General features: G+C 71.8%; 10 protein-coding genes. 7 read left to right on the plus strand and 3 right to left on the minus strand.

What is annotated here, in order from left to right; genetic code table 11:
• The first annotated feature begins 18 nt into the window (after positions 1-18).
• The 5 genes from AB0B28_RS01785 to AB0B28_RS01805 are packed head-to-tail and all read left to right on the plus strand — an operon-like array spanning position 19 to position 5,302.
• Positions 19-1,278: an FAD-dependent oxidoreductase gene (locus tag AB0B28_RS01785; RefSeq protein ID WP_360114789.1), complete on the plus strand. Its 1,260-nt coding sequence runs from the start codon at positions 19-21 to the stop codon at positions 1,276-1,278.
• Positions 1,272-2,021, plus strand: a complete 750-nt coding sequence (locus AB0B28_RS01790) for a DUF1365 domain-containing protein (protein WP_360114792.1) — start codon at positions 1,272-1,274, stop codon at positions 2,019-2,021. Before AB0B28_RS01785 ends, AB0B28_RS01790 begins: the two co-directional genes overlap by 7 nt.
• A complete protein-coding gene (locus AB0B28_RS01795) occupies positions 2,005-3,243 on the plus strand; it encodes a cyclopropane-fatty-acyl-phospholipid synthase family protein (protein WP_360114795.1) in 1,239 nt (412 codons plus the stop codon). The genes AB0B28_RS01790 and AB0B28_RS01795 overlap by 17 nt, the downstream gene beginning before the upstream one ends.
• Positions 3,240-4,511: a cyclopropane-fatty-acyl-phospholipid synthase family protein gene (locus tag AB0B28_RS01800; protein ID WP_360114798.1), complete on the plus strand. Its 1,272-nt coding sequence runs from the start codon at positions 3,240-3,242 to the stop codon at positions 4,509-4,511. Before AB0B28_RS01795 ends, AB0B28_RS01800 begins: the two co-directional genes overlap by 4 nt.
• Positions 4,508-5,302: a DUF1295 domain-containing protein gene (locus AB0B28_RS01805; RefSeq protein WP_360114801.1), complete on the plus strand. Its 795-nt coding sequence runs from the start codon at positions 4,508-4,510 to the stop codon at positions 5,300-5,302. Before AB0B28_RS01800 ends, AB0B28_RS01805 begins: the two co-directional genes overlap by 4 nt.
• A gap of 1 nt (position 5,303) precedes the next feature.
• Here AB0B28_RS01805 and AB0B28_RS01810 read toward each other — a convergent pair whose 3' ends face one another.
• From AB0B28_RS01810 to AB0B28_RS01820, 3 genes are all read right to left on the minus strand, one after another.
• The gene (locus tag AB0B28_RS01810) at positions 5,304-6,500 is read right to left on the minus strand and encodes an MFS transporter (protein WP_360114804.1); all 1,197 of its coding nucleotides are present in this window, start codon (positions 6,498-6,500) and stop codon (positions 5,304-5,306) included.
• A 212-nt stretch (positions 6,501-6,712) separates the two neighbouring features.
• Positions 6,713-6,985: a hypothetical protein gene (locus tag AB0B28_RS01815; RefSeq protein ID WP_360114807.1), complete on the minus strand. Its 273-nt coding sequence runs from the start codon at positions 6,983-6,985 to the stop codon at positions 6,713-6,715.
• Positions 6,972-7,529 (minus strand): RNA polymerase sigma factor, encoded by a 558-nt coding sequence (locus AB0B28_RS01820; protein ID WP_360114810.1) that lies wholly within the window; start codon positions 7,527-7,529, stop codon positions 6,972-6,974. The genes AB0B28_RS01815 and AB0B28_RS01820 overlap by 14 nt, the downstream gene beginning before the upstream one ends.
• A 261-nt stretch (positions 7,530-7,790) precedes the next feature.
• Between AB0B28_RS01820 and AB0B28_RS01825 the strand changes: the two genes are divergently transcribed.
• Together AB0B28_RS01825 and AB0B28_RS01830 are read left to right on the plus strand one after the other, a co-directional pair.
• Positions 7,791-9,041 carry a 6-phospho-beta-glucosidase gene (locus tag AB0B28_RS01825; RefSeq protein WP_360114813.1) on the plus strand — a complete coding sequence of 417 codons (1,251 nt, stop codon included), beginning with the start codon at positions 7,791-7,793 and terminating at the stop codon, positions 9,039-9,041.
• Positions 9,038-10,045 carry a BadF/BadG/BcrA/BcrD ATPase family protein gene (locus AB0B28_RS01830; RefSeq protein ID WP_360114815.1) on the plus strand — a complete coding sequence of 336 codons (1,008 nt, stop codon included), beginning with the start codon at positions 9,038-9,040 and terminating at the stop codon, positions 10,043-10,045. Before AB0B28_RS01825 ends, AB0B28_RS01830 begins: the two co-directional genes overlap by 4 nt.
• Positions 10,046-10,137 lie beyond the last annotated feature (92 nt).

Raw genomic sequence — 10,137 nt, forward strand, 5'->3', positions numbered from 1 at the left:
CGATTCGGAGGAGGACGCATGGCCGTGCGCGACATCGCCGTCGTCGGCTCTGGCGTAGCCGGGCTGACCGCCGCTTACCTGCTGCAACGCACCGCAGCGGTCACGCTCTACGAAGCCGACGACCGCCTCGGCGGGCACGCCCACACGCACGATGTGCGCCTGGGCGACCGCTCGATCCCGGTCGACACCGGGTTCATCGTGCACAACCGGCGCACGTATCCGCTGCTGTGCCGCCTGTTCGACGAGCTTGGCGTCCAGACGCGGCCCACCGAGATGAGCATGTCGGTGCGCTGCCTGGGCTGCGGCCTCGAATACTGCGGGGCCCGCGGCGCCTCGGGCCTGTTCGCGCGGGCCGCCAACGCCGCAGACCCCCGGTTCTGGGCCCTGTTGGCGCAGGTCCCGCGGTTTCACGCCCGCGCCCGGCGACTCCTCGCCGACAATGACGGGGTGGAGCCGACACTCGGCGCGTTCCTGGCCGCCGGTCGTTTCGGCCGGCACTTCATCGACCACTTCGTGGTCCCACTGGTGTCGGCGGTGTGGTCGTGCGGGCCGCACCAGGTCCCCGACTACCCGGCCCGATACCTGTTCACGTTCCTCGCCAACCACGGGATGCTGACCATCAGCGGCTCCCCGACCTGGCGGACCGTCGTCGGCGGCTCCCGCACCTACGTCGACCTCGTCGCCAAGCAGCTCGCCACGGTCCGCACCGCCGCCCCCGTCACCGCCGTCACCCGCCACGCCGACGGCGCCACGATCACCCTCGCCTCCGGAGCGAGCGCCGAACACGACGCCGTCGTCATCGCCACCCACCCCGACCAGGCACTGCGCCTCCTCACCGACCGCACCAGGGACGAACGCACCGTCCTCGGCGCGTTCACCTACTCCCGCAACCGCGCCGTGCTCCACACCGACCCCGCGCCGCTCCCCAAACGCCTGGGCGCGCGCGGCTCCTGGAACTACCTCCTCCCGAGCTGCCGCCCCGGACCCGGCGGCGTCGAAGTCTCCTACGACCTGCGCCGCCTCCAAGGCCTCGACACCGCATCCGAAGTCGTCGCGACCCTCGGCGAAGCCGACCGCATCGCCCCCGACCGGATCATCACCGCCATGACCTACGAGCATCCCGTCTACACCCCGACCGCGCTCGCCGCGCAACGCAGACTCGCCGACCTCAACACCGGCCGGACCGCGTTCGCCGGCGCCTACCACGGCTGGGGCTTTCACGAAGACGGCTGCCGAGCCGGGGTCGCGGCCGCCACCAGCCTGGGCGCGCCATGGTGACCGGCTGGGCCCGAGGCGCCGCGCTCTACGAGGCCACGGTGCGGCACACCCGCCTGCGCCCGATCACCCACCGGCTGCGACACCGCACGTTCTACTGGCTCCTCGACATCGACGACCCGCCGCGCCCGCCCGCCTGGCTGCGGCCCCTCGCCCGATTCCGCACCCGCGACCACATCACCGCCCAAGGCCAGACCCTCCGCGACAGCCTCACCGAGTTCGCCGCCGCCGAAGGGATCGACCTCACTGGCTGCCGCATCCGCATGCTCGCCCACGCCCGCGCCTTCGGGCACGTGTTCAACCCGCTCACCGTCTACTGGTGCCGCCACCCCGAGACCGGCCCGCGCTGCGTCATCGCCGAAGTCCACAACACCTACCAAGGCCGCCACCGCTACCTCCTCACCCCCGACGCCCGCGGCCGCGCCGAGACCGCCAAGGACTTCTACGTCTCCCCGTTCCTGCCCGTCGCGGGGGACTACCGGATGACCCTCCCCGAACCCGCAGACCGGCTCCACCTCGCCGTCGCCTACGACCTCGACGGCGAACCGACCCTCGTCGCCACCGTCACCGGCCGCCGCAGGCCCGCCGGCACCAGAGCACTCCTGGCCGCCACGATCCGCCACCCGTTCAACACCCTCGCCGTCACCGCCGGCATCCGAGCCCACGGCATCGCCCTGTGGGCCAGAGGACTGCCCGTCCACCGTCGCGAACCCGAACGAGAGGTCCACAGTGAACACACCTACTGACACCCGCACCGACCCGCGGCGCTGGCCCGACGTGGCTCGCGCGCCCCACGCGCCGCTGCGCGCCGGCATCGCCTCGACCCTCATGCGCCGCATAGCGGGCCGCGTCCCGCTCCGCGTCGAAACCCCCAATGGATCGGTCGGCCCCGAAGGCCTCCCGCTCCTGCGCCTCCATCGCCCCCAGACCTTCCTCAACCGCATCGGCACCGGCGGCCTCATTGGCTTCGGCGAGGCCTACCAGGCCCGCGACTGGGACACCGACGACCTGCCCCGGCTCCTCACCGCGCTCGCCGCCCACATCGACACCCTCGTCCCGGCCCCACTGCAACGCCTGCGCAAGCCCTTCGCCCGGCGCGGCCCCCGCACCGAGGACAACACCCGCGCCAACGCCCGCCGCAACATCGCCGAGCACTACGACCTCTCCGACGACCTCTTCGCGCTGTTCCTCGACCCCACCATGACCTATTCCGCGGCCCTCTTCGGCGGCGCCGAAGGCACCTGGGACGACCTCGCCGAAGCCCAGCGCCGCAAGATCGACCGCCTCCTCGACCGCACCGACGTCGGCCCCGGCACCCGCGTCCTCGAAATCGGCACCGGCTGGGGCGAACTGGCCACCCGCGCCGCTGAACGCGGTGCCACCGTCCACACCATCACCCTCTCCGAGAACCAGCTCCGCAGAGCCAAGGCCCTCGCCACCGAACGCGGCGTCGCGCAGCACATCACCGCCGAACTGCGCGACTACCGCGACCTCGACCCCGCTCGCAGATACGACGCCGTCCTCAGCGTCGAGATGATCGAAGCCGTCGGCGAACGCTACTGGCCCGAATACTTCGCGACCCTCCACCGCAGCCTCGCCCCCGGCGGCAAGATCGGTCTCCAGGCCATCACCATGCGCCACGACCGCATGAAGGCCACCCGAGGCGGCTACACCTGGATCCACAAGTACATCTTCCCCGGCGGCATCATCCCCTCCCTGCCCGCGATCGAGCAGCACACCCACCACGCCGGACTGCGCATCACCGACCAACTCGCCTTCGGCCGCGACTACGCGCGCACCCTCAAGCTCTGGCGCGAACGCTTCACCGCCCAGAGCCACCGCCTCGCCACCCTTGGATTCGACGACACCTTCCGCCGCACCTGGGAGTTCTACCTCGCCTACTCCCAGGCCGGATTCGCCACCGACTACCTCGACGTGCGCCAACTCATCCTGGAGGCCCGACCATGACACTCGCCGCCGACCTCTACGACCTCGCCGCCAAAGCCATCGGCACCGCGCCGCCCATCCGCGTCCGCGCCTGGGACGGCACCGAAGCCGGCCCCGCCGACGGCGGCCCCACACTGTGCCTCAACACCCCCGACGCCCTCCGCAGACTCCTGTGGCGCCCAGGCGAACTCGGCCTCGCACAGGCCTACATCCTCGGCGAGATCGACGTCGAAGGCGACCTCACCGACGGCCTCCGCCGCATCCACCGCGCCGCCGCCGATTCCGGCAGCCGAGGCACACTCGCCACCGTCGCCGCGTCGATCCCGTTCGCACTGCGCCACAAACTCATCGGCCCCCGCCCCAGCGCCGCCGGACTCGAACACGCCGTAGACGGCAGGCTCCACTCCCAGCACCGCGACAAACAGGTCATCAGCTTCCACTACGACCTCTCCAACGAGTTCTACGAACTCATCCTCGACCCCGACCTCGTCTACTCCTGCGCCTACTGGACCACAGGCACCACCGACCTCCAAGCGGCCCAACGCGACAAACTCGACCTCATCTGCACCAAACTCGGCCTCGGGCCCGGCGCCCGCCTCCTGGACATCGGCTGCGGCTGGGGCGCCCTCGCCATGCACGCCGCCCAGCACTACGACGCCGAAGTCGTCGCCGTCACCCTCTCCACCGAGCAACACCGGTTCGCCCTCGACCGCGCCGCCGAACGCGACCTCCTCGGCAAGATCGACTTCCGCCTCGCCGACTACCGCGACATCGACGCCGGACGCTTCGACGCCGTCTCCACCGTCGAAATGGGCGAACACGTCGGCCGCCACGGCTACCCCGACTTCGCCGCCCAGCTCCACAAAGCGCTCGACCCCGGCGGCAGACTCCTCGTCCAGCAGATGTCTCGCGGCACCGTCGCCCCCGGCGGCGGCCCCTTCATCGAGACCTACATCGCCCCCGACATGCACATGCGCCCACTCGGCGACACCATCGGCCTCATCGAGGACGCCGGACTCGAAGTCCGCGACGTCCAAGCGATGCGCGAACACTACGTACGCACCATCCGCGCCTGGCACCACACCCTCGAAACCCGCTGGGACGACGCCGTGGCCCTCGTCGGCCTGCCCACCGCCCGCGTCTGGCGCCTCTACATGGTCGGCGCCGCCCTCGCCTTCGAAGACCGCCGCATGGGCGTCGACCAGATCCTCGCCGTCGCCCCCGACGGCTTCGGCCACTCCGGCATGCCCGCCACCCGCACCGAACTCAGGAACGGCGCGGCCGCATGATCGACTGGAACGCACTCGGCACCAACCTCGCCGCCACGGCGGCGACCGCACTCGCGGTCCTGCTCATCACCTTCGCCATCGGCACCGCACGAGGCCGCCACCGCGTCGTCGACACCGCCTGGGGCCTCGCCTTCGCCGCCATCGCCCTCACCACCCTCGTCCTCTCCCACGACCACGGCGACCCGGTGAGGCGCTGGCTCGTCACCGCCCTCACCGTGGCCTGGGGCCTGCGCCTGGCCGTCCACCTCACCGCCCGCAACTGGGGCGAACCCGAAGACCGCCGCTACGCCGCCATGCTCGACGACGCCAAAGGCCCCCGCAGCCTCTACGCGCTGCGCATGGTCTACCTCCTCCAGGCCGCGCTGGCCTGGTTCGTGTCGTTGCCGGTGCAGTTCGCGCAGTACGACCCCTCGCCACCCGGGCCGCTCCTGTGGGCCGGTGCAGCACTGTGGATGGTCGGCATGGTCTTCGAGACCGTCGGCGACGCCCAACTCCAGGCGTTCCGCCGCAACCGGGCCAACAGCGGCCGCGTCCTCGACACCGGCCTGTGGCGCTACACCCGCCACCCGAACTACTTCGGCGACGCGTGCGTGTGGTGGGGCCTCTACCTGACCGCCTGCGGCACTTGGGCGGGCGCGGCGACCGTGCTCTCGGCCGCCGTCATGACCTACTTCCTGGCCGCGAAGACCGGCAAGCCGCTCATGGAGTCCCACCTCAGTGCTTCACGCCCCGGCTACGCCGCCTACGTGCGCCGCACGAGCGGCTTCTTCCCGCTGCCGCCGAAGGACTGATTCAAGAGCGCGCGGCCACCGGCTCGGCGGGCCGCTTCGCGGGCTCGGTCATCAACAGGCACACCACGACCGCCCCGGCGGCGAACGCCGCAGCCGTCAACGCGATGTGCTGGGCCCCAGCGTGGGCGAGCGTCAGACCGCCCAGCGAGGACCCGAGCGCGATGCCGATGTTGAACGCCACCGAGTTCGCCGCCGAAGCGGTGTCGGTGCTGCCCGGCGCGAACTCCATGACCCGGTTCTGCAACGCCGGACTGAACGCCCCCATCGCCACCCCGGTCAGCACGATCACGCCGCCCGCCACCCACGGGTTCGTCCCCAGCAGCCACAAGGCCGCCAAGATCGCCGTCAGCAGCACCATCGGCAGCGCCACCGCGAGCCGCTGGTTCCGGTCGGAGAGGAACCCGCCCGCCGCGATGCCGCCGAAGTCGGCCAGGCCCCGCATGAGCAGCAGCGGCCCGAGCATCGCCGCCGACATCCCGGCCACCGACGTGATGATCGTGGACGTATACGTATACACGGTGAAGAACCCCGCGACCGCGAGCACCGTCGTCACCAGCACCAGAGCGAACCGACGCGCGTCCGGGGTCGTGCCCCGCCCCGCGTGCTCGTTGCGCGTCGGCTTCGACGGCAACGCCGCGAACAGCGTCGCGAGCGCCACCAGACCCATCCCCGCCAGCGCCAGGAACGCGGCCTGCCACCCGATGTGCTGACCGAGCCACGCGACCCCCGGCACCCCGAGCATCGGGCCGATCGAACCACCGGTGTAGACCACGGCCATCACCCTGCCCCGCATCCGGAGCGGGAACATCCCGGCCGCGACCGGGCCCACGATGCCCCAGAACACCGCCTGGCTCAACGCGGTCGCCACCCGAGCGGCGAACAGCATCTCGTACTGCGTGGCCGCGGCCGAACCCGCGGTCGCCACCACCATCACGGCCATGAGCACCAGCAGCAGCGGGCGCCGCGGCACCCGCGAGAACAGCTTCACCAGCGGCAGCGTGATCACCGCGACCGTCACGCTGTACCCGGTGACCAGGAGGCCGACTTGCGACAACGACACGTCGAGGTCATCGGCGATCTGACCGAGGAGCCCCACCGGAGCGGTCTCGACGGTCACATAGCAGAACGCCGCCACGGCCAGCGCGATGAGCGCGGCGACCGAGCGGCGGTCGAAATCGGAGGGTGCGGGAGCGGACATGGGGCGACACCTCGTTCGCGGGGGCTGCGCGACCGGGCCGCGGCAGCACAAGCGTGCATGGGAAACCAGGGACGGAGACCCAGCCAAGAGGCGTCGGCAATGGGCCGCTCGAAATCGTACTCCGAAAAACGGGCGCCCCCGACCGTCGTCGAGAGCGCCCGCGCCTCAACGAGCCCCGTACCGGCCCCAATGCACCCGCACTGTCACCGGTCTCACGACGAACCCCGCCGCTCGGCCACATGCAGCCGGCACTGGCCGTCCTCGCACCTGCGCTCCAACCGGCCCCGCGAGAGGGTCTCCATCAGACCGACCGCCCAGCACACCGGGCACCCGCGCAGCGCGACCACCCCGACCGGCAACAGCAGCAGACTCACCGGCCCGGTGGCCGGGATCAGCGCGAACGAGGCGATCAGCGCCCCGAACCCGATCGCGCCCCGCACCAGGTGCCCGGCGAGGCTCGGGCTCGCGAACTCACTTCTCGTCAACGTTCTCTCCTTTCACGGTCGCGGCACCGAGCGACCGCTGCACGTTGGCCCGGGCCCGGTGCAGCCGCGACTTCATCGCGGTGACGCTGAGCCCGAGCGCGTCGGCGGTCATCCGGCCGCTGTGTCCCAGCACGTCCCGCATGATCAGGACGCGGCGCTGGTCGTCCGGGAGCGCGGCGACGGCCGCGGCGACCGCGCCCGCCTCGATGCGTTCGAGCGCCTCCTCCTCGGCCGAGCGCACCGCCGAGTCCGGGACCGGCGCGGAGTCGAACAGCGTCTTCGCGCGCCGCAGGCACTCGTTGCGGACGATGCGGAACATCCACGAGGCCAGCGCGCCGGTGGCCCGCAGCATCCCGATCTTGCGGTACAGGATGATCAGCGCCTCCTGCGCCGCGTCCTCGGCGTCCTGTCGGGTGGCGCAGAGCGAGCGGGCGAAGCGCTGCACGTTCGCGTGCGGGCCCGAGACCAGGGCGTTGATCGAGTCGGCGTCGCCGCGCTGGGCCGCCAGGACCAGTTGCTCTGCGGGCCAGGAGGATTCAGCCACGGGCCCGCCTGCGCCCGCGGAGCAGGTGGTAGCTGCACGCGCCCATGAGCAGTACTGCGGCGATGACGGCGACGGTGATGATCAAGACGACCTCCTGGTTCGGTGCCGATGATCGTCGGCACCTGTATAAGAGGTCGTGGCGGGGCGAAAGGATTCGGGTCCGGGCGAGGTTGTTCCGCGTTGACAGATATTAGTTAGTTAGATAACCTATCTATTATGTCGAGCGACCCTGCGCTCCGACCCCTTATCGAGAGGACCTGCATGAAGATCGCCGTCGTCGGTGGCGGATCCACCTACACCCCTGAGCTCGCCGAGGGCTTCGGCGCGACCGCCGCCGCCCTCGGGGTCGACGAGATCGTGCTGGTGGACCCGGCCGCGGACAAACTGGAGAGGATCGGCCCGCTGGTGGGCCGGATCGTGCGGCGGCACGGCAGCGAGGCGCGCGTGTCGTGGACGTCCGACCTCGACCGCGGCGTCGACGGCGCTTCGATCGTGCTGCTGCAGTTGCGCGTCGGCGGCCAGGACGCCCGGATCGCCGACGAGGCGTTCCCGCTCGAATGCGGCTGCGTGGGCCAGGAGACCACCGGCGCTGGCGGCCTCGCGAAGGCGCTGCGGACCATCCCGGTGGTGCTCGGCATCGCCGAGCGGGTGCGCCGGCTGGCCGCGCCCGGGGCCTGGATCGTGGACTTCACCAACCCGGTCGGCATGGTCACGCGCGCGCTCCTGGACGAGGGGCACCGGGCGATCGGCTTGTGCAACGTGGCGATCGGGTTCCAGCGGCGCTTCGCGGGCCTGCTCGACCTCGCCCCCGAGAAGGTCACGCTGGACCACGTCGGACTCAACCACCTGACCTGGGAGACCGCGGTCCGCGTCGACGGCCGCGACGTGCTCCCCGACCTCTTGCAGTCCCGCCGCGACACCGTCGCCGAAGAGGTGGATCTGCCCGCCGAGACCTTCGCCGACGGCCGCGTCCCCTCCTATTACCTGCGCTACTTCTACGCCCACGACGCCGAAGTCGAGCACATGCGCACCGCTCCTTCGCGGGGCCAGGAGGTCGCCCGCATCGAGGCCGAGCTGTGGGACCTCTACCAGGACCAGACCCTCGACCGCAAACCCGACCTGCTCTCGCAGCGCGGCGGCGCGTACTACTCCGAGGCCGCCGTGGCGCTCATGCGCTCGCTCCTGACCGAGGACGGCGCGGTCCATGCCGTGAACATCCGCAACGACGGTTTCCTGCCCTACCTGCCCGACTCCTCGGTCATCGAGGTATCGGCCACTGTGGACGCAGTGATCACCCCGGTCGTGCGCGAACCCCTGGGGGCCCGTCAGCGCGGGCTCGTCTCCGCGGTCGCCGCCTACGAGGAGCTCGGCGTCGAAGCCGCGGTACATGGCGGCGAGCGCCGGGTCTACGAGGCGCTGCTGGCGCACCCGCTGGTCGGCCAGCACGACCTGGCCGAGGGCCTGACCCGCCGTCTCATCGCGACCGGGCGGGACCACCTGCCTTGGGCGTGAACGGACTCCGGGCGTTCATCGCCATCGACGGCGGGAACTCCAAGACCGACGTGGTCGCCGCGACGACTGACGGCGAGCTCGCCGCGTTCGTGCGCGCGGGCACCTCGTCCCCGCACCGGTTGGGCTACCGCGAGTCGATCGACTTCCTCGGCAAGCTCATCGAGACCGCCCGCGCCGAGGCCGGGTGGGGGAGCGGGACGCCCCTCGCGCGGGTCGACGCCCTGATCGCCGGGGCCGACCTGCCGGTCGAGGTCGAACGACTCACCGCTGACGCCCGCTCGCGCGACTGGGCCGAGGGGGCGCAGGTCGACAACGACACGCTCGCGGTGCTCCGGGCCGGGACCGACGACCGCAACGCGGTCGCGGTGATCTGCGGCGCGGGCATGAACGGCGTGGGCCGCAACGAGGAGGGCGAGTGGTTCCGCATCCCCGCGCTCGGCCCGACCACCGGTGACTGGGGCGGCGGCGAGGACCTCGGCGACGCGGTCCTGTACGCGGCCTCCCGGGCCGAGGACGGCCGCGGCCCGGCCACGGCCCTCGTCGACGCCGTGCTCGACCACTACGGCACCGAGACCGTCGCCGAGGCCTCCATCGGGCTCCATTTCGGCGACTTCGAGCGGGACACGGTCCACGGCCTGGTCCCGTACCTGTTCGCGGCCGCCGAGGCCGGGGACGCGTGCGCCGACGCGGTCGTGGAGCGCCAGGCCGACGAGGTGGCCGCGATGATCCGGGCCGCCGCGAACCGTCTCGGCATGGCCGAGCGTCCGTTCACGGTGGTGGGCGGCGGCGGCATCCTGCGCGCCGCTCCCCAAGCGCTGCAACGGCGTCTGGACGTGCGCCTGGCCCGGACCTATCCGGCCGTGCGATACACGACGCTGGATCGGCCCCCGGTCCTCGGCGCGGCCTGGACGGCCCTCGACGCCCTGACCGGCGAGGTGAGCGGCCCGGCCCACAGGCGTTTGGACGCGGCGATAGCGGCGGCCGAGCCGGTCCGGATCGGATGAGGTGCGGGCGGATCGCTGGTTGCGATCCGCCCGCGATCTTCCTCGCGAGGTGTCCTGGCAGGAGCCGAGCGCGGTGGCCACCGCGCTCGGAC

The sequence above is a fragment of the Glycomyces sp. NPDC046736 genome, from assembly GCF_040645615.1.
Classification (GTDB): Bacteria; Actinomycetota; Actinomycetes; order Mycobacteriales; family Micromonosporaceae; genus Glycomyces.